The sequence below is a fragment of the Schumannella luteola genome (genome assembly GCF_013408685.1).
GTDB lineage: Bacteria > Actinomycetota > Actinomycetes > Actinomycetales > Microbacteriaceae > Schumannella > Schumannella luteola.
The window spans coordinates 2,219,604-2,238,759 of record NZ_JACBZY010000001.1; the positions used below are offsets into that span (position 1 = coordinate 2,219,604).

Here is a 19,156-nt window from a genome sequence, read left to right on the forward strand (position 1 = left end):
CCCTCGCCGTCGCTCAGTTCGCCGCGACGACGCGGGCGTCGAACGAGGGGTCGGCGGCGGCGACGCGCGAGTTCCAGCCGAGCCGCGGCGCGACCAGGCCGACGACGTCGGCGAGGATCTGCTCGTAGTCGCCCGGCGAGAACTCGTAGGGCAGCTCGAGCCGCAGCTCGTCGACCTGCGCGAGCAGCGGATCGGCGAGCAGCCGGGCCACGATCTCCTCGGCCGAGCCGACGAGGTCGGGCGCGAAGAGCGTGTTCTTCGGTCCGTGCCCGCGGCCCAGTCGCGGCAGTCGGGCGTGCGCGTAGGCGCGGTAGCGCTCGCGCGCCGCACGGTCGGCGCCGTCGATCGGCACGATCACCCGCCCCAGCGCGACGCGACGCGACGCGGCCGTCGCCGCATCCACCACGCCCTCGTCCACGGCGACGGCGAGCGCCGAGCGATACCGGCCGAGCAGCGTCGTCTGGGCCGAGGTGAAGTCGTCGGTGCCCTCGCCGCTGATGACGTTGCCGATGAGGATGCTGCGCCCGGCGCGCGCCGCCCACTCGATCGACGCGAGCGACCCGCCGCCGTACCAGACGCGGTCGGCGAGGCCCGGGCTGAAGGGCTGCACGCGCGGCCGCTGCACGTTGCCGGGGGAGTGGATCACGGTGTCGGCGTCGCCGAAGAACGCGCCGGAGAGGTGGTGGATGAGTCGCTCGGCCCGCCCGTGGGAGAAGTCCCAGTTGCGCCAGTCGCCCTCGAAGACCTCGTCGCCGATCAGCTCGGCGTGCGGCGGCAGACCCGCGCTCACCCCGATCTGCAGGCGGCCGCCCGAGAGCACGTCGGCGACCGCGAGATCCTCGGCCAGCCGGAACGGGGTCTCGTAGCCGAGCGGGATGACGGCGGTGCCGAGCTGGATGCGGCGCGTGCGCTGCCCCGCGGCGGCCACGAAGACGGCCGCGCTCGAGACCCCGTGCTCGAGGTGACGCTGCCGGATCCACGCGCCGTCGAGCCCGAGGCTCTCCCCGAACTCGAACAGGCGCAGCGTCGCCTCCAATCCCTCACGCGGCCGGTCGTCGTCGAAGTTGCCGGGGGTGAGGAAGTGCAGGGCCTGGAGGGAGGGCCGGTCGGTGGTCATGGCGGCACGGTAGTTCCGCACCGCGCCGCGCCCCAGAACGGGTGACCGCGTTCGACGCCGTTCGACGCCGTGTGACGTTCGGCGTCGTCGTTTGACGCTCTCTGACCGACTGTTACGGCGGCCGCTTGGTGCGCCGCGGCGACGGGGACAGGGTGAGAGGCCCGACCGCCGAATCACGAGAGCACGAGGACGACACATGCCCCGACCACTGCACCTGGGCGTCGCCCTCGACGGCGCCGGCTGGCATCCGCAGGCCTGGCGCACGGCCGGCCTGGCCGCCGGCGAGCTGTTCACCGCCGCCTACTGGACCCGCCTCGCCCGCCGCGCCGACGACGCCGGGCTCGACCTGCTGACGATCGAGGATGCCTTCGCGCAGCAGACCGCGGCGCCGTTCACGCCCGACGACCGACGCGATCAGGTGCGCGGCCGACTCGACGCGGGCATCATCGCCTCCTTCCTCGCGCCGTTGACCCGGTCGATCGGCCTCGTGCCGACGCTGAGCACGACCCACAGCGAGCCCTTCCACCTCGCCACCGCCGTGCAGACCCTCGACTACGCCAGCCGAGGGCGTGCCGGCTGGCGGCCCAAGGTGTCGGCCGACCCGCGCGAGGCGCGCCAGTTCGGCCGGCGCGAGATCCCCGCGCCCGACGTCGCCCGCTTCCAGGACCCGACGAACCCGTTGCTGCTCGAGCTCTTCGGCGAGGCGGCCGAGGTGATCGAGGCCGGCCGGCAGCTCTGGGACAGCTGGCAGGACGACGCGATCATCCGCGACGTCGCCACCGGCCGCTTCATCGACCGCGACCGGGTGCACCGCATCGGCTTCGAGGGTGAGCATTTCAGCGTCGAGAGCGCGTCGATCGTGCCGCGCTCTCCGCAGGGGCAGCCGCTCGTCACCGTGCTCGCGCACGCCCGCATCCCCTACGAGCTCGCCGCGGGCGGCGCCGACGTGGTCTACGTCACGCCGCACGACGAGGCGGATGCCGTGCGCATCCTCGGCGAGGTGCGTGAGGCCGAGCGGGCGGTCGGCCGCGTCGACCGCATCCACCTCGCCCGTCCGCTCGAGGTGTGGGCGGATGCGGTGGTGCTGCTCGACGACAGCGTCGACGCCGCCCGCGCCGCCCTGACCGAGCTGGAGCAGCTCGACGGCACCGCCTTCGCCTCCGATGCGCTCATCCACGCCGGAACCGCCGAGAGCCTCGCCGAGCAGCTGCTCGCCTGGCAGCGGCTCGGCTACGACGGCGTGCGCCTGCGGCCGGCCCGGCTGCCCGCCGACCTCGACCGCATCTCCGACGACCTCGTGCCGTTGCTGCGCGACGCCGGCGTGCTCGACCGGCCCGACAGCACGACCCTGCGCGGGCGGCTCGGCCTGCCGCGCCCCGACAGCCGTTATGCGGTCGGCCAGACGGCTGACGCCCCCGCGCCCAGCGCACTCGCCACCAGCACGCCCGCAACCAGCACCCAGGAGCTCTCCGCATGACCGCCGAACGCCGCCAGGTGCACCTCGCCGCCCACTTCCCGGGCGTCAACTCGACGACCGTGTGGAGCGACCCGACCGCGCAGAGCCAGGTCGAGTTCTCGTCGTTCGAGCACTTCGCCCGCACCGCCGAGCGCGGGTTCTTCGACTACCTGTTCCTCGCCGAGGGCCTGCGGCTGCGCGAGCACCGCGGCGAGATCCACGACCTCGACGTCGTGGGCCGGCCGAACACGCTCGGCATCCTCGCCGCCGTCGCGGCCGTGACCCGGCACATCGGAGTCGTCGGCACGCTCAGCTCGACCTTCAACGAGCCGGCCGAGCTCGCCCGTCAGCTCGCGACGCTCGACCACCTCTCCGGAGGTCGCGCGGGCTGGAACGTCGTCACGAGCTCCGACGCCTTCCACGGCGGCAACTTCCGCCGCGGCGGCTTCCTGCCGCACCCCGAGCGCTACGAGCGGGCGAGCGAGTTCGTCGCGCTCGCCAAGAAGCTCTGGGACAGCTGGGATGACGACGCCGTGCTCGGCGACGCCGCGGCCGGCGAGTTCCTGCGCGCGGGAGCCGTGCACGACGTGCGGCACCGCGGCAAGCACTTCGACGTCGACGCGCGGCCGACGGTGCCGCGCAGCCCGCAAGGGCGTCCGGTCATCGTGCAGGCCGGCGACTCGCCCGACGGCCGCGACTTCGCCGCCGAGCACGCCGAGGTGATCTTCTCCCGGCACGCCGAGTTCGACGACGGGCGGCGGTTCTACTCCGACGTGAAGGGCCGCCTCGCCGGGCGCGGACGCAGCGAGGGGTCGCTGCTCATCCTGCCCGCCGTGTCGTTCGTGCTCGGCGACAGCGCGGCGGATGCCGAGGAGAAGGCCTGCGAGATCTCGCTGCAGCAGATCAGCAAGCCGACCGCGATCACCTTCCTCGAGCAGGTCTGGAACCGCGACCTCAGCGCCTACGACGCCGACGGACCGCTGCCCGAGGTCGACCCCGATCCCGGCGAGCAGATCACCCGCGGATGGGCGCGCGCCTTCGAAGAGAACCAGGCCAAGATCAGCGCCTGGCGTGCCAAGGCCGAGGCCGAGAACCTCAGCATCCGCCAGCTCGTCATCGCCGTCGCCAACCGCCACGGCTTCGTCGGCACCGCCGCGCACATCGCGAGCGAGATCGACCGCTACGTGCAGAACCGCGCCAGCGACGGCTTCGTCGTGGTCGGGCACCTCACCCCGCACGGACTCGACGAGTTCACCGACGCCGTCATCCCCGAGCTGCAGGAGCGCGGCGTCTACCGCACCGAGTACCCCGAGGGCGCGACCCTGCGCGAGAACCTCGGGCTGCCGGCACCCCACCGCCTGACCGACGAGATCGGAGCCACCGCATGACCATCACCGAGCCCGCCAGCGCCGCACCCGCCAGCGCCGCACCTGCCAGCGCCGCGCCCGCCAGCGCCGCGCCCGCCAGCGCCGCACCTGCCACGCCGACCTCCGCCGCCTTCGACCGGCGCGCGATCGACCGCGCCGGCTTCGCCCGCGAATGGGCCGACTGGCACGCCGCTCACGAGGCCCAGCGCGCGAGCGAGCACGGCTTCCTCGCCGTGACGGGCCTGCATTGGCTCAGCGCCGAACCGCAGGGCATCGACGGCGTCCCCGGACTCTGGAGCACCTCCGATGCCGGCCCCGTGATCGAGCTCGCCGACGGCGAGACGCTGCAGCGCAACGGCGCCACCGTCAGCGGTCGCGTCGAGCTCGGCCCGCTCGCCGAGCGCACCGGCATCGACCTCGTGCACGGCGACATCGTCATCGAGGTCGCTCGCCGCGGCGGCAGTGACATCGTGCGCCCGCGCGACCCCGCGTATCCGCTGCGCGTGAACCACACCGGCACGCCCGTCTACCCGCCGAACCCGCGCTGGCTCGCCGCCGGACGCTTCGTCGCCTATGACGCCCCGCGCGAGGTCACGGTCGGCGCCGCCGTCGAGGGCCTCGAGCACGTCTACGCCGCGCCCGGCGAGATCGAGTTCGAGCTGCAGGGCGAGACCTTCCGGCTCATCGCCTTCGACGGCAAGGCGCCCGGCGCCCTGCTCGTGCTCTTCACGGATGCGACGAGCGGCATCACCACCTACGACGCCAACCGCGCGCTGACGGTCGCCGCGCCCGACGCCGAAGGCCGCGTGCTGCTCGACTTCAACCGCGCCGTCAACCTGCCCTGCGCCTACACCGACTTCGCGACCTGTCCGCTGCCGCCCGCCGGCAATCGCATCCCCGTCGGCGTCGAAGCCGGCGAGAAGACCCCGACCGAGCGGGGCTGACATGCGCTTCCAGGTTCTCGACATCGTCCCCTACCGCCCCGACCCGATCACGGGCCGTCAGTCGACGCCCGCCGACCGGCTCGACGAGACGCTGCAGGTCGCCGTCGCGGCCGAGCGGCTCGGCTTCGACTCCTTCGCCGTGGGGGAACGGCACGCCGGGCCCTTCCTCTCCTCCTCGCCGACCGTGCTGCTCGGCGCGCTCGCCGCCTCCACCTCGACCATCCGGCTGCAGACCGGCGTGACCGTGCTGCCGGTGCTCGATCCGGTGCGCGTCGCCGAGGACTACGCCACCATCGACCAGCTCAGCCGCGGCCGCCTCGAGCTGACGATCGGCAAGGGCAACGAGCTGAAGCAGTTCCCGCTGTTCGGGCTCGAGATCGACGACCAGTGGGAGCTGCTCGCCGAGAAGTACGCCGTGCTGAAGCGGCTCTGGAGCGAGGAGGACGTGACGATCCCCGCCGGCGAGTTCGTGCGCGAGCTGCGTGACGTCACCACGCTGCCGCGCCCCTACGCCGGCGCCCCGCGCATCTGGCACGGCTCGGCGACGACCCTGTTCTCGGCCGCCCTCGCCGCGAAGCACGGCGACCCGCTGTTCAGCGCCAACGCGATCCAGCCGCTGCGCAACTACGCCGTGCTGATCGAGCACTACCGCAGCGAGCTCGCGCGCCACGGGCACGATCCGGCCGGCGCCTACGTCGGGGCCGGGGCCGGTGCGCTGTTCATCGCCGACACGACCCAGCAGGCGCGCGACCTCTACGGACCGGTCTACGAGGCGATCGTCGCCGCGACCAACGTGCCCGGCAACACGACGCCGTTCCGCGACATCGACCACGCGATCGCCGAGGGTCCCGCGCTCGTCGGCAGCCCGCAGCAGGTCGTCGACAAGATCGCGCGCTTCCACGAGCTGTACCGGCACGACCTGCAGTCGGTCAGCATCCCGACCACGGTCGTGTTCCCGCAGCAGCTCGAGATCCTCGAGCGCTTTGCGACCGAGGTGATCCCGGCGCTGCGCGACCGCTTCCCGACCACCCTGTGGTCGTCGGCCGATGCGGGCGCCCGGCCGCACCTCGCCGCCGCCTGACCCGCGCCGCCTCGGGCGAGCATCCGCGGCCACCCGCGCCCCGGCACGACGGCGGCGCGAAGAATCACCAGCGCATCCACCTCTACGGTTGAACGGGATGCGCGACCCGAGCGCATGCGGAAGGAGCGCGCCAGCGTGAGCCAGGTGGATGTCGTCGTGATCGGTGCCGGGGCGATGGGGTCCGCGACCGCGTGGAACCTCGCCAGGTCCGGCCGCTCGCTGATCGTGCTCGAGCAGCACCCCGTCGGCCACACCCTCGGCGCCTCCCACGGCGCGACCCGCAACATCAGCGCCGCCTACCCGCAGGCCGACTACCAGGCCCTGCTCACCGAGACCCGCGCCCTCTGGACCGAGCTCGAGCAGCAGTCGGGCACGCAGCTGATCGACTGGGTCGGCGTCGTGCAGCACGGCGTCGCCGAGGCCGAGCTGATCGAGCTGCGCGACGTGCAGCACGCCAACGGCGTGCGCAGCGAGATCCTCGCGCCCGACGAGGCTGCGGCGCGCTGGCGCGGACTGCGCTTCACGAGCCCCGTGCTGCACACCCTCGACGCCGGGCGCGTGCGTGCGGCCGAAGCCCTGCGCGTGCTGCGCGAGCAGGCCGAGGCGCTCGGCGCCGAGTTCCGCTACGACACCCCGGTGCGGGCGCTCGAGCTCGACACGACCGGAGCCCCGGTCATCCACACCGACGCCGAGACCCTCCGCCCCGAGCAGGTCGTCGTCACCGCCGGCGCCTGGACGACGAAGATCGTGCCCGCCGCACTGGCCGACGCCCTGCCGCGACTGCGCGTCACGCAGGAGCAGCCCGCCCACTTCGCCGTGCGCGCCGACTTCGCCGATGCCGTCTGGCCGAGCTTCATGCAGCAGCCGCAGCCGGGCGAGCGCGACGCCTTCTGGTGCTCGCCGATCTACGGCATGCAGACGCCGGGCGAGGGCATCAAGGTCGGCTGGCACGGCGTCGGCGCCGTGGTCGATCCCGACCGCCGCGACTTCCTCGCCGAGCCGGTGCAGCTGGATGCGCTGCGTCGCTACGTCAGCGAGTGGATCCCGGGCGCCGACCCCGACGACCTCGTCGCGATCAGCTGCACCTACACGACCACGCCCAGCGAGGACTTCGTGCTCGACCGCCGCGGCGCCGTCACGCTCGGCGCCGGGTTCTCGGGGCACGGCTTCAAGTTCACGCCCGCGATCGGCCGGGTGCTCGCCGACCTGACGCGCGGCATCCCCGCCCCCGAGCGCTTCCGCCTCCGCGCCTGATCCGTACCGTTCTGATTCTCGCCACGCGTGTGCGGGTGTGCGGGGGTCCGGGGGTGTTCGAGTTGCCCACTTCCGCGGTGTGTCACAGGCGGCACACCGCGGAAGTGGGCAACTCGGGGAATCCGCCACGCGGAATACGCGGTGGCGAGACGCGAAAGGCCGCGGCATCCCCGAGGATGCCGCGGCCTTCAGTGCGCGGGTGCGCGAGCGATCAGTGCGTGTCGACCGCCGAGATCTCGCTGCGGTCGCCCGACCACAGCGTGTGGAAGGTGCCGTCCTTGTCGATGCGCTTGTAGGTGTGCGCACCGAAGAAGTCGCGCTGGCCCTGGATCAGCGCGGCCGGCAGTCGGTCGGCGCGGATGCCGTCGTAGTAGGCGAGCGACGACGAGAACGCCGGCGTCGGGATGCCCGCCTGCACGGCGTGCACGACGACGCGACGCCAGGCCTCCTGGGCGCCCTCGACCGCGTCGCGGAAGTACGGCGCGAGCACGAGCGCGACGAGCGAGGAGTCCTCCTCGTAGGCGTCCGAGATGCGGTTGAGGAACTGCGCGCGGATGATGCAGCCCGCACGCCAGATCTTCGCGATGTCGCCCTTCTTGATGTCCCAGCCGTACTGCTCGGCGCCGGCGACGATCGCGTCGAAGCCCTGGCTGTAGGCGATGATCTTCGAGGCGTAGAGCGCGCGGCGCACATCCTCGATGAAGGCGGCCTCGTCATCCACCGACACGGTCGTCGACGGACCCGGCAGCGACGACGCACCGGCGCGCTGCGCGGGCTTCGACGACAGCGAGCGGGCGAACACGGCCTCGGCGATGCCCGAGACGGGGATGCCCAGATCGAGTGCGGTCTGCACGGTCCAGGCGCCGGTGCCCTTGGCTCCGGCGGCGTCGAGGATGACGTCGACGAGGGGCTTGCCGGTCTCGGCGTCGTTCTGGCGCAGCACCTCGGCGGTGATCTCGATGAGGTACGACTCGAGCTCGCCCGTGTTCCACTCGGCGAAGATGTCGGCGATCTCGGCCGGGCTCTTGCCGGTGCCGCGGCGGATGAGGTCGTAGGCCTCGCCGATGAGCTGCATGTCGACGTACTCGATGCCGTTGTGGATCATCTTGACGAAGTGGCCGGCGCCGTCGTGGCCGACGTGGGTGACGCAGGGCTCGCCCTCGGCGACCGCGGCGATCGACTCGAGGATCGGGCCGAGGGTGACCCACGACTCGTCCGAACCGCCGGGCATGATCGAGGGGCCGTTGAGGGCGCCCTCCTCGCCGCCGGAGATGCCGGCGCCGACGAAGTTGATGCCGGTCTCGCGCACGGCCTTCTCACGACGGATGGTGTCGGTGAAGAGCGCATTGCCGCCGTCGACGATGATGTCGCCCGGCTCGAAGACCTTGACGAGCTCGTCGATCACGGCGTCGGTGCCGCGACCGGCCTGCACCATGATGATCGCGGCGCGCGGCTTCTGCAGCGACGCGGCGAACTCCTCGTAGTTGGAGGCGGGAACGAAGCCGGCCTCGGGGTGCTCGTCGAGCACGGTCTGCGTCTTCTCGTACGAGCGGTTGAAGATCGCGACGGTGTTGCCCTCGCGGCTGGCCAGGTTGCGGGCGAGGTTCGATCCCATCACCGCCATCCCGACGACTCCGATGTTGGCCTGGGGGCTGTCCGACACGTGCTTCTCCTGTGTTCGACGAGGGGGTTGCTCTCAGGTTATCGCTGACGGCCTCCCTTCCGCCGCCGGTGGATGCCCGGAGCGACCTGACAGGATCGAGGGCGTGACCCAGAGCCTCCGCGTCGTCATCGCCACCCCGCTCAGCGACGAGAACGTCGCCCTGCTGCGTCGTCTCGAGCCGCGTCTCGAGATCGTGCACCGTCCCGAGCTGATGGCGCCGGCGACGGCCGACTGGATGGTGCGCCTCGACCGCGACGCCGCGCAGGAGAAGGAGTACGACGACTACCTCGACTCGGGGGAGGCGTTCTTCGGCGTGCCCGACCAGTCGGGCACGGCCCTGAACGCGGCGATCGAGCGCAACCCGGGCCTGCGCTGGGTGCACACGATCCCGGCGGGCGGCGGCGCGCAGATCAAGGCGGCGAAGCTCGATGAGGCGACGCTCGAGCGGCTGACCTTCACGACCTCGGCCGGCGTGCACGCGCAGCCGCTCGCCGAGTTCGCGCTGTTCGGCGTGCTGGCCGGCACGAAGCAGCTCGGTCGGCTGCGCGCCGCGCAGAGCCGCCACGAGTGGACCGGCCGCGAGGCGATGCGCCTGAACTCCGAGACGACGGTCGCGGTCGTCGGCCTCGGCTCGATCGGACGCCGCACGGCCGAGCTGCTCGCGGGCCTCGGCATGACCGTGATCGGCGTGCACCGCCGAGAGGTCGACGCGCCCGGTGTGAGCCGCATCGAGCCGGTCGAGAACCTGGCCGCGGTGCTCGCCGAGGTGGATGCCGTCGTGCTCGCCCTGCCCGGCACCGAGCAGACGTCGGGGATGCTGAGCCGCGCCGCGCTCGACGCCGCGAGGCCGGGTCTGATCGTCGTCAACGTCGGCCGCGGCACGACGGTCGACGAGCCGGCGCTCATCGATCACCTGGGCGAGGGCGGCAACGTCGGCGCCGCGGTGCTGGATGTGACCGCGATCGAGCCGCTGCCCGCATCCAGCCCCCTCTGGGATCTCGAGAACGTCGTGATCGCCCCGCACACCGCCGCGATCAACGAGAACGAGCCTCGCCTGATCACCGAGCTCTTCGCCGAGAACGCCCGCCGCCTGCTCGACGGCGAGCCCCTGCTCAACGTCGTCAACACGCACGAGTTCTACTGATCCACCGGCGCCGCACGCCGGCGCGCACAGAACGGCGGGGCCGCGACCGGAGGAACTCGGTCGCGGCCCCGCCGCGGTGCTCGGGATGCGCGGGGCCACCCGAAGAGCCCCGCGCATCCCAGCTGAGTCAGCCCTTCGCGAGCTGCGCCACCTCGTCCGCCGACAGCGTGCGGTCGAAGACCCGCACGCCGTCCACGGCGCCGTCGAGGAAGTCGACGGGCTTGCCGTCGTACTTGCCGCGACCGATCTGGAGGCCGCCGGTCGCGGTCTCGCCGTTGCCGAGCACCGACACCGAACCGGCCTTCGCGCCGTCGACGTAGATCGTCAGGCTCGAGGTGGTGATGTCGCGCACGCCGACCAGGTGGTACCAGCGGTTCGGCTCGACGGTGACGTCGTTCGCCAGCGCGCGGGCGCCCACGAACGAGAACGCGAGCTTCTTGTCAGCACCGGAGTACTGCAGGAAGAACGAGCTGACGTTGTCGCCGTCTTCGCTCACGACCGTCTGGAAGGCATCGCCGACCTGGTCGAACTTGACCCACGCCGAGACGGAGTAGTTGCGATCGGTCGTCTTCAGCACGGTCTTGGCGGTGTCGGCCCACTGGGTCGATCCGTCGAGCTGCAGGGCGCTGCCCTCGGCGCCGTCACGAGCCGGAACCCGCGCCGCGTCGCCGTGGATCGTCAGCGGGTTCTTGCCGACGGCGTCCTCCGCGGTCGTGCCGGAGGCCTCGTCGAAGCCCCAGGCGCCGACGCCGGCGAGTCCGGGCGTGCCGGCCGGGGGAGCGGGCGGGGTCTTGTCGCCCGCTGCGATCACGGCCTGGTTGATCTCGCGAACGCGCTGCTCGTTGACCTTCTCGACCTTGCGGTCGTAGGTGAAGAAGCCGTTCTGCTCGCCCTCGACATCCGTGATCTGGGTGTAGACGGCGCCTGACAGACCGTAGGGGGCTCCCTGGTCGCGCAGCACCTTCGTGTTGGCGACGTACTTGTCGTTGAGCTCCTTCTTGTCCTTCACCGAGCCGTAGGGGTTGATCGGCGCGCCCGGCCAGGTGTGGCCCTCGATGGTCAGCGTCAGACCGCCGTGCTCGCCGTCGATGGACGCACGTGTCGCATCCGGCGCCGGCAGGGCAGGTCCCTGGTACTGGTGCCAGTCGATGACGTCACCCGTGCCCGGGTCACCGGGGGTGTCGCAGCAGTTCGAGCCGGAGCGGTCGTTGACCAGTCGCGACGGATCCTGCGCCTTCACCTGCGCGCCGACCTCCGAGGCCGCCTGCACGCTCCACTGGCCCCATCCCTCGTTGAAGGGAATCCAGCCGATGATCGAGGTGACGTTCGAGAGCTGGCTCACCATGCGCGAGGTCTCGGCACGGAAGTTCGCCTTGTCGCCGTCGCTGAGGTTCGCGTTGCGTCCCGTCGGCAGCGCCGGCGAGTCCTGCCAGACCATGAGCCCGAGCTTGTCGGCCCAGTAGTACCAGCGGGCCGGCTCGACCTTGATGTGCTTGCGGATCGTGTTGAAGCCGAGGTCCTTGGTCTTCTGGATGTCGAACTTCAGCGCGTCATCGGTCGGCGCCGTGTAGATGCCGTCGGGCCAGTAGCCCTGGTCGAGCGTCGACAGCAGGAACGTCGCCTTGTGGTTGAGGGTGATGCGCTGCTTGCCGTTGACGTTCTCGACCGCGATCTCGCGCAGGCCCGCGTAGCTCTCGACCTTGTCGGTCTTGCCGTTCACGGTGAGCTTCGCCTGGAAGGTGTAGAGGAACGGGTCCTCCGGCGACCAGAGGCGCGGCTTGGGCACCGAGATCGTCATGGCTCCGCCCGCGGCGCCGGTCGCGCTGGCGACCTTCTTGCCGTCGGCGAGCACATCCACCTTCAGCGTGCCGCCGGCGGCGTCGCCGTTGAAGCCCGCCGAGATGGCGAACGACGCGGTGTCGACGTCGGGGGTGGCGGTGAAGCTGGCGATGCTGGCCGGCTGGACCGATTCGAGCCAGACGGTCTGCCAGATGCCGGATGCGGCGGTGTAGAAGATGCCGCCGGGCTCGTTGCGCTGCTTGCCGACGGGGATGTTGGCCGCGTCGACAGGGGAGTGGACGGCGACCACGATCTCCTGCGGTCCCGACTTCTTCAGCGCGCTGGTGATGTCGATGCTGAAGGCGTCGTAGCCGCCGAGGTGGCGACCGACCTGGCGGCCGTTGACGTAGACGGTGGCGTCGTAGTTGACGGCGCCGAAGTTGATGTTGACGTGCTTGCCGCCGCTGGTGAGGTTATTCGGAACCTCGACGGTGCGGCGGTAGAACATGAACTCGGAGTGCTTCTGCACGCCCGAGAGCGCCGACTCGGTCGGGTACGGCACGAGGATCTGCCCGGTCAGGTCCTTGCCGATGGGCGGGGCGCTGTAGCCGTCGGTTCCGGCGTACTGCCACAGGCCGTTGAGGTTGACCCACTCCGGGTTCGCGGCCGTGGGGCGCGCGAGCTGCGGTCGCGGGTAGTCGGGCAGCGCGTTCGTGGGCGACACCTTGTCGGTCCACGGCGTGCTGAGCGGCGGGGTGATGCCGCTCCAGGTCTTGGGCGGGGCGGCGTCGGCGGCGATGGCCGGAAGCCCGGCCAGTCCGATGGCGATGCCGGCGGTCACGAGTGCGCCGAGCGCTCGAGCGCCCGGTCCTCTCCGGTTGTTGGTGCGTCTCACTGCGATCTCCCTCGTCGTCGAGTGCGATGCGGCGACGGGGCGGCGAGCGGGATCGGGGGGTCGACTCTCGCGCGGTCTCGCCCTCGACACCGCGCGATCATAGTTTCAAAAACCTGTCCGAAAAGCCAGGATCAGTTTCAGAACTGCGCGGTTCTGATTCATCGTGACAGATTCCACCCCCGAATGGGGCACATGCGGCACAGTAGGCGCATGCTCGTCCACCGCTGGAGAGGTTGCTGATCATGGCCCGATCGCTGTCGCTGCTCATCGCCGTCGTCGCCTCGCTCGGCGGCGGCGCCCTCGCGCTGAGTCAGGGCGGGGTCGTGTACCGCACGCTCGTCTCGTCGTTCGGCGGGCTCGGCAACGCGCAGTCGGTCGGCGTGCTCGCGATCGCGCTCACGCTCGTCGCGGTCGGGGCGCTGCTGCACCTCGTCGCCTCCGCGACCGCCGGATGGTCGTCGCTCGGGGTGATCGTCGTCGGCGCGGTGCAGACGGTCGTCGGCCTCGCGGCGGTCGTGCTGCCCGCGCGGTTCGGCGGCATCGACGGTCCCGCGAGTCCGGTGCAGGTCGCGGTCGGCTGGATCTACGACGTGCTGCCCGACCTCGGAACCGGCCTCTATCTCGCCCTGCCGACCGGGCTCGTGCTCGTGATCGGCCTCGCCAACATCCTGCTCGGTGTCGTCGCTGTGCGTCGCCGGCGCGGCACCGTCGCCTCGCCCGCGGTCGCCCGGATCGTCGGGCTGCTCGTCGCCCTGTTCGTCGCGCTGCCGGCCGCCGGCCTGATCGCGGCGGGAGGCTTCGCGAACTACGTGCAGACCACCGAGGCGCTGCGCGGCCCGAGCCCGTGGGGGATCGCCCTGCTGCTGCTCGGCGCCGTGCTCTTCCTGATCTTCGTGCTGGCGGTGCGGTGGAGCTCGCTCGCCGCTCTGCTCGGCGGATTCGTGCTGATCGTGGCGAGCATCTTCTACCTCTTCGTGCCGGCGAGCGCCGTCGCTCCGATCGCCGCGCAGCGGGGACTGCGCGATGCGCTCAGCGGCGTGCAGACCTTCGCCTGGTCGGGCTCGTTCCTCATCCTCGGCTGCGTGCTGATCGGCGCCGGCATCGCCGGGCGGCTGGCCGGTCGGGTCGGTGCGCGCCGCAGCAGCTTCGTGGCCGCTCGGCCGTCCGTCGACGGGGATGCGCCGACCGCGATCATCCTGCCGGGCGAGGGCGCGTCGCGCGACGGAGCGGTTCTGTACTCGCCGCCGAACGCGCCCGGATCCTGGGACGGCGGCAACGGAGCCCCGCGCGGGCGCTGACGCTCGCGGTGGCATCTGCGCTGCCGGTTCGCGCTCGGCGCCTACCCCCGGCTAGACTCCTGCGAGACCTCGGCGAGGGATGCGCGCATCTGCCCGCATCCGTGATCGACGCGGTGAGCAAGGCCCCGGGCGCGACCCGCTGTGTTCTTCCTCACGCTGTCCTGCGTTCGAGTTGAAACCGCACACGATTCGGGCGAGAGCCCGGCAAGGAGAACAACAGCCATGGCTGACGACAACAAGCTGGTCGCCGAAGAGCGCACCGAGTTCGGCAAGGGCGCTGCCCGCCGCATCCGCGCCGCCCACAAGATCCCCGCCGTGATCTACGGCCACGGCACCGAGCCGCGCCACATCAACCTGCCCGGTCACGAGACGGCGCTGATCCTGCGCAAGGCGAACGCCATCCTCGACCTCGACATCAACGGCGAGAGCCAGCTCGCCCTCGTCAAGGACGTGCAGAAGGACCCGGTGCGCCAGCTCGTCGAGCACATCGACCTCATCGTCGTGCGCCGTGGCGAGAAGGTCACCGTGGATGTGCCCGTGCACGTCGACGGCGAGTCGGCCCCCGGCACGATCATCGCGCTCGACGCGACCACGCTGTCGGTCGAGGTCGAGGCCACGCACATCCCCGAGAACCTGCACGTCAGTGCCGAGGGCCTCGAGGAGGGCACGCAGATCCTCGCGAAGGACGTCGAGCTGCCGAAGGGCGCCACGCTGCTCACCGACCCCGAGGTGCTCGTGGTCAACATCACCACCCCGGCCGTCGTCGACCTGCCCGAGGAGGGCGAGGCCGCTGAGGGCGACGCCGCTGAGGGCGAGGTCGCTGAGGGCGACGCCGCCGAGGCCGCCGAGGGCGACGCCGAGTAAGAGGCTCGCGCCTCTTCTCGTTCTCGCGAATCGCGAAACAGTTCCGCATGAGTGACGCGTGGCTCGTGGTCGGGCTCGGCAACCCCGGGCCCGCCTACGCGGCCACGCGTCACAATGTGGGGCAGATGGCGGTCGACGACCTCGCCGACCGCATCGGCGCGAGGTTCTCGCGCCACAAGACCAACAGCGTCGTCGCCGAGGGATGGATCCGTCCCGGCGCGGCCAAGCTCATCGTGGCCAAGCCGCTGAGCTTCATGAACAACTCGGGCGGGCCGGTCTCGCAGCTGGCGAAGTTCTATTCGCTGCCCGCCGAGCGCGTCGTCGTGCTGCACGACGAGCTCGATCTGCCGTTCGACACCGTGCGCCTCAAGCAGGGCGGCGGTCACGGCGGGCACAACGGCCTGCGCGACATCATCAGCGCGCTCGGCACCCCGGAGTTCCTGCGCGTGCGCATCGGCATCGGCCGCCCGCCCGGCCGCCAGGACTCCGCCGACTTCGTGCTGAAGCCCTTCGCGTCGACCGAGCGCGCATCCCTGCCGTCGCTGCTGACGGACGCGGTGGATGCGACCGAGCAGCTCGTCGATGACGGCCTCCTCGCCGCGCAGCAGCGCTGGCACGCGCCGCGCGCCTGAGCGCGGGCTCACTGGCGTCGGCGCGTGTCGGCGGTGCCGCCTAAACTCGAACGAGTGGGTCTGCACGGTGTGATTCCGGCGCTTCAGCGCGCCCGTGGTTCGGCGTATCCGGTTTCGGATGCGGATCTCTCGCTCGTCGACGGGCTGCGAGCTCCGGTGCTCGGCGGCATCCTCGACCAGCTGGCGGCGGAGGCCGGCGGCAAGTCGGGTGCTGCGGGGCAGGGCCGAGCGCTCCTCGCGATCACGGCGACGAGCCGCGAGTCCGAGCAGCTGCGTGCCGCGCTCGCCAGCTACCTGCCCGACGCCGAGATCCTGCCGTTCCCGGCCTGGGAGACGCTGCCGCACGAGCGCCTCAGCCCGAGCGCCGAGACTGTCGGGACCCGTCTCGCGTCGCTGCGCCGCATCCACCGCTGGGATCGCTCGCAGCACCTGATCCTCGTCGCGAGCGTGCGCGCCGCGCTGCAGCCGCTCGCCCCGGGCCTCGACGTGCTCGAGCCGATCGTGCTCGAGCCCGGTGCCCGCGGCTTCGAGCTCAACCGGCTCTCGGCGCAGCTCGTCGAGCTCGCCTACAGCCGGGTCGACATGGTCACCCGTCGCGGCGAGTTCGCGGTGCGCGGCGGCATCCTCGACGTCTTCCCGCCGGATGCCGACCACCCGCTGCGCGCGGAGTTCTTCGGCGACGAGGTCGAGCAGCTGCGCCGGTTCTCGGTCGCCGACCAGCGCTCGCTCGCCGAGAAGGTCGAGCGCGTCGAGCTCGGCGCCGGCCGCGAGCTGCTGCTCACGCAGGACGTGCGTCAGCGGGCGCGCGAGCTCGAGCACGAGTTCCCGACCCTCGCGCCGATCCTGTCGAAGCTGGGGGAGGGCATCCCCGCCGAGGGCATGGAGGCGCTCGCGCCGGTGCTGCTGCCGAAGCTGCTGCCGCTCACCGACTACCTGCCGGCGGAGGCGACGGTCGCCGTGCTCTCGCCCGAGCGCATCGCGAGCCGCGCGAAGGACCTCGTCGACACCGACCGCGAGTTCCTCGACGCCGCGTGGAGCGCCGCGACTGCGGGTGCCGACGCCCCGATCGACCTCGGTCGCGCCTTCCGCGACGACCTCGCCGCGGGCAGCTTCCTCAGCGTGAAGGGCCTGCGCGAAGCCGCCGGCGCCGGCCGCCAGTGGCTGACGATCAGTCCCTTCGATGCGAACGACGACGACGTGGTGCGCATCGCGGCGGATGCGGTGCCGAGCTTCGCCGGACAGGCGACCGGCGCCGTCGACCACGTCGCCGGCCTGCTGCGCGACGGCTGGCGTGTCGTGGTCGTCGCGGGCGGGCAGGGCCTGCTCGAGCGCGCCGCCGACGTGCTCGGCGAGACGGGCGCTGCCGCGCGCATCCTCGACGCCGTCGACCCGGAGATCGAGGCCGGCGTCGCGCAGCTCGTGCGCGGCTCGGTCGAGTCGGGCTTCCAGCTGCCCGACGCCAAGTTCGCGGTGATCGGCGAGGCCGAGTTCTACGGTCGCGCCGTCGGAATCGACTCCGGCCGCCCGCGCAAGCTCGCCGCCCGCCGCAAGGCCGTCGTCGACCCGCTGCAGCTCAAGCCCGGCGACTACGTCGTGCACGAGACCCACGGCATCGGCCGATTCGTCGAGCTCATCCAGCGCGAGGTCGCGAGCGGCGTGCGCACCCCGCGCGGTCCGCTCGGCACGAGCGTCACCAACGCGAAGGTCAAGCGCGAGTACCTGGTGATCGAGTACGCGCCGTCGAAGCGCGGCCATCCCGGCGACCGACTCAGCGTGCCCACCGATCAGCTCGACCAGCTCACCCGCTACGTCGGCGGCGAGGCGCCCGCGCTGAGCAAGATGGGCGGATCCGACTGGGCCGCCGCCAAGGGCAAGGCGCGCAAGGCGGTGCGCGACATCGCCGTCGAGCTGGTCAAGCTCTACAGCGCCCGCATGGCATCCAAGGGTCACGCCTTCGGCCCCGACACCCCGTGGCAGCACGAGCTGGAGGAGGCGTTCCCCTACATGGAGACGCCCGATCAGCTGACCGTGATCGACGAGGTCAAGGCCGACATGCGCCGTGAGATCCCGATGGACCGCCTCATCTCGGGCGACGTCGGCTACGGCAAGACCGAGATCGCGATCCGAGCCGCGTTCAAGGCCGTGCAAGACGGCAAGCAGGTCGCGATGCTCGTGCCGACCACGCTGCTCGTGCGCCAGCACATGGAGACCTTCGCCGAGCGCTTCGCCGGCTTCCCCGTGCACCTGCGCGCGCTGAGCCGCTTTCAGAGCGACAAGGAGACGAAGGAGACGATCGACGGCCTGCTGACCGGCGAGGTCGACATCGTCATCGGAACCCACCGCATCCTCAGCGACAGCGTCAAGTTCAAGGATGTCGGGCTCGTCATCATCGACGAGGAGCAGCGCTTCGGCGTCGAGCACAAGGATGCGCTGAAGAAGCTCAAGACGAACGTCGACATCCTCGCGATGAGCGCCACGCCCATCCCGCGCACGCTCGAGATGGCGGTCACCGGCATCCGCGAGATGTCGACACTCGCGACGCCGCCGGAGGACCGGCACCCGATCCTCACCTACGTCGGCGCCTACAGCGACAAGCAGGTCGCGGCCGCGATCCGCCGCGAGATGCTGCGCGAGGGCCAGGTCTTCTACGTTCACAACCGCGTGAAGTCGATCACCGGGCAGGCGGCGAAGATCGCCGAGCTCGTGCCCGAGGCGCGCATCGGCGTCGCCCACGGGCAGATGAGCGAGAGCCAGCTCGAGCAGGTCATCGTCGACTTCTGGGAGCGCAAGTACGACGTGCTCGTCACGACGACGATCATCGAGACCGGCATCGACATCGCCAACGCGAACACCCTGATCATCGACAAGGCCGACAAGTACGGCCTGTCGCAGCTGCACCAGATCCGCGGTCGCGTCGGCCGCGGTCGCGAGCGCGCCTACGCCTACTTCCTCTACGACGAGACGAAGCCGCTCAGCGAGACCGCGCAGGATCGCCTCGAGACGATCGCCGCGAACAACGAGCTCGGCGGCGGCATGCAGATCGCCCTCAAGGACCTCGAGATGCGCGGCGCCGGCAACCTGCTCGGCGGCGAGCAGTCGGGTCACATCGCGGGCGTCGGCTTCGACCTGTATCTGCGCATGATCGGCGAGGCGGTGTCGACCTTCCGCGGCGACGTCGCCGAGGGCCAGACCGAGCTGCGCCTCGAGCTGCCGGTGGATGCGCACATCCCCGAGACCTACGTCGAGAGCGAGCGCCTGCGCCTCGAGGCGTACCAGAAGCTGTCGACCGCGTCGGCGCCGGCCTCACCGGATGACGCGCTCGACACGGTCGTCGAGGAGCTGACCGACCGCTACGGCGAGCCGCCCGCGGTCGTGCAGACGCTCGTCGCGGTGTCGCGCCTGCGCCGCGCCGCCCAGAAGGCCGGACTGTCGGATGTCGTCGCGATGGGCGGCAACCTGCGCATCGCGCCCGCCGATCTGCCCGACTCGCTGCAGGTGCGCCTGCAGCGCATGTACCCGGGCGCCCGCCTCTTCGCGGCGCAGCACGCGGTCTCGGTGCCGATGCCGGCGGACACGGTGGATGGCGACCTCGTCACCTGGGTCGGCTCGCTGCTCGGCGCGATCTTCCCGCCGAAGTCGGGAGACGACGCGTAGCGGATCGC

The 19,156-nt window shown here is 71.6% G+C and carries 13 protein-coding genes; 10 read left to right on the top strand and 3 right to left on the bottom strand.

Features of this window, described 5'->3' with window-relative positions:
• Positions 1 to 13: 13 nt before the first annotated feature.
• Positions 14 to 1,117, bottom strand: coding sequence for an LLM class flavin-dependent oxidoreductase (locus BJ979_RS09990; protein WP_179567513.1), 1,104 nt, complete (start codon positions 1,115 to 1,117; stop codon positions 14 to 16).
• Positions 1,118 to 1,313: 196 nt separating this feature from the next.
• On the opposite strand from BJ979_RS09990, the gene BJ979_RS09995 reads away from it, so the two are divergent.
• The 5 genes from BJ979_RS09995 to BJ979_RS10015 all read left to right on the top strand — a co-directional run bounded on the left by BJ979_RS09995 (position 1,314) and on the right by BJ979_RS10015 (position 7,219).
• Positions 1,314 to 2,594, top strand: a complete 1,281-nt coding sequence (locus BJ979_RS09995) for an LLM class flavin-dependent oxidoreductase (RefSeq protein WP_179567515.1) — start codon at positions 1,314 to 1,316, stop codon at positions 2,592 to 2,594.
• Positions 2,591 to 3,961, top strand: coding sequence for an NtaA/DmoA family FMN-dependent monooxygenase (locus BJ979_RS10000; protein ID WP_179567517.1), 1,371 nt, complete (start codon positions 2,591 to 2,593; stop codon positions 3,959 to 3,961). The genes BJ979_RS09995 and BJ979_RS10000 overlap by 4 nt, the downstream gene beginning before the upstream one ends.
• The gene (locus tag BJ979_RS10005; RefSeq protein ID WP_179567519.1) at positions 3,958 to 4,884 is read left to right on the top strand and encodes a DUF1684 domain-containing protein; all 927 of its coding nucleotides are present in this window, start codon (positions 3,958 to 3,960) and stop codon (positions 4,882 to 4,884) included. The genes BJ979_RS10000 and BJ979_RS10005 overlap by 4 nt, the downstream gene beginning before the upstream one ends.
• 1 nt (position 4,885) lies before the next feature.
• The gene (locus tag BJ979_RS10010; RefSeq protein WP_179567521.1) at positions 4,886 to 5,965 is read left to right on the top strand and encodes an LLM class flavin-dependent oxidoreductase; all 1,080 of its coding nucleotides are present in this window, start codon (positions 4,886 to 4,888) and stop codon (positions 5,963 to 5,965) included.
• A 135-nt stretch (positions 5,966 to 6,100) separates the two neighbouring features.
• Positions 6,101 to 7,219, top strand: coding sequence for an FAD-dependent oxidoreductase (locus BJ979_RS10015; RefSeq protein ID WP_343046656.1), 1,119 nt, complete (start codon positions 6,101 to 6,103; stop codon positions 7,217 to 7,219).
• A 211-nt stretch (positions 7,220 to 7,430) separates the two neighbouring features.
• Here the strand turns inward: BJ979_RS10015 and gndA are convergent, their stop codons facing one another.
• Positions 7,431 to 8,882 carry an NADP-dependent phosphogluconate dehydrogenase gene (gene gndA / locus BJ979_RS10020; protein ID WP_179567528.1) on the bottom strand — a complete coding sequence of 484 codons (1,452 nt, stop codon included), beginning with the start codon at positions 8,880 to 8,882 and terminating at the stop codon, positions 7,431 to 7,433.
• Between the two features lie 103 nt (positions 8,883 to 8,985).
• Between gndA and BJ979_RS10025 the strand changes: the two genes are divergently transcribed.
• A complete protein-coding gene (locus tag BJ979_RS10025) occupies positions 8,986 to 10,026 on the top strand; it encodes a D-2-hydroxyacid dehydrogenase (RefSeq protein ID WP_343046657.1) in 1,041 nt (346 codons plus the stop codon).
• 127 nt (positions 10,027 to 10,153) lie between these two features.
• Here the strand turns inward: BJ979_RS10025 and BJ979_RS10030 are convergent, their stop codons facing one another.
• Positions 10,154 to 12,700: a LamG-like jellyroll fold domain-containing protein gene (locus tag BJ979_RS10030; RefSeq protein WP_343046658.1), complete on the bottom strand. Its 2,547-nt coding sequence runs from the start codon at positions 12,698 to 12,700 to the stop codon at positions 10,154 to 10,156.
• Positions 12,701 to 12,942: 242 nt separating this feature from the next.
• Here BJ979_RS10030 and BJ979_RS10035 point away from each other — a divergent pair, with 242 nt between their 5' ends.
• From BJ979_RS10035 to mfd, 4 genes are all read left to right on the top strand, one after another.
• The gene (locus BJ979_RS10035) at positions 12,943 to 13,998 is read left to right on the top strand and encodes a hypothetical protein (protein ID WP_179567532.1); all 1,056 of its coding nucleotides are present in this window, start codon (positions 12,943 to 12,945) and stop codon (positions 13,996 to 13,998) included.
• 222 nt (positions 13,999 to 14,220) lie between these two features.
• Positions 14,221 to 14,862 carry a 50S ribosomal protein L25/general stress protein Ctc gene (locus tag BJ979_RS10040; RefSeq protein ID WP_179567534.1) on the top strand — a complete coding sequence of 214 codons (642 nt, stop codon included), beginning with the start codon at positions 14,221 to 14,223 and terminating at the stop codon, positions 14,860 to 14,862.
• A gap of 47 nt (positions 14,863 to 14,909) precedes the next feature.
• A complete protein-coding gene (gene pth / locus BJ979_RS10045) occupies positions 14,910 to 15,494 on the top strand; it encodes an aminoacyl-tRNA hydrolase (RefSeq protein ID WP_179567536.1) in 585 nt (194 codons plus the stop codon).
• Between the two features lie 54 nt (positions 15,495 to 15,548).
• Positions 15,549 to 19,148, top strand: a complete 3,600-nt coding sequence (gene mfd / locus BJ979_RS10050; protein ID WP_179567538.1) for a transcription-repair coupling factor — start codon at positions 15,549 to 15,551, stop codon at positions 19,146 to 19,148.
• The last annotated feature ends 8 nt before the right edge of the window (positions 19,149 to 19,156 follow it).

Excerpts from the sequence above, each read along its gene's own strand:
- BJ979_RS09990 (WP_179567513.1), bottom strand. The coding sequence starts at position 1,117 with ATGACCACCGACCGGCCCTCCCTCCAGGCCCTGCACTTCCTCACCCCC.
- BJ979_RS09995 (WP_179567515.1), top strand. The coding sequence starts at position 1,314 with ATGCCCCGACCACTGCACCTGGGCGTCGCCCTCGACGGCGCCGGCTGG.
- BJ979_RS10000 (WP_179567517.1), top strand. The coding sequence starts at position 2,591 with ATGACCGCCGAACGCCGCCAGGTGCACCTCGCCGCCCACTTCCCGGGC.
- BJ979_RS10005 (WP_179567519.1), top strand. The coding sequence starts at position 3,958 with ATGACCATCACCGAGCCCGCCAGCGCCGCACCCGCCAGCGCCGCACCT.
- BJ979_RS10010 (WP_179567521.1), top strand. The coding sequence starts at position 4,886 with ATGCGCTTCCAGGTTCTCGACATCGTCCCCTACCGCCCCGACCCGATC.
- BJ979_RS10035 (WP_179567532.1), top strand. The coding sequence starts at position 12,943 with ATGGCCCGATCGCTGTCGCTGCTCATCGCCGTCGTCGCCTCGCTCGGC.
- BJ979_RS10040 (WP_179567534.1), top strand. The coding sequence starts at position 14,221 with ATGGCTGACGACAACAAGCTGGTCGCCGAAGAGCGCACCGAGTTCGGC.
- pth (WP_179567536.1), top strand. The coding sequence starts at position 14,910 with ATGAGTGACGCGTGGCTCGTGGTCGGGCTCGGCAACCCCGGGCCCGCC.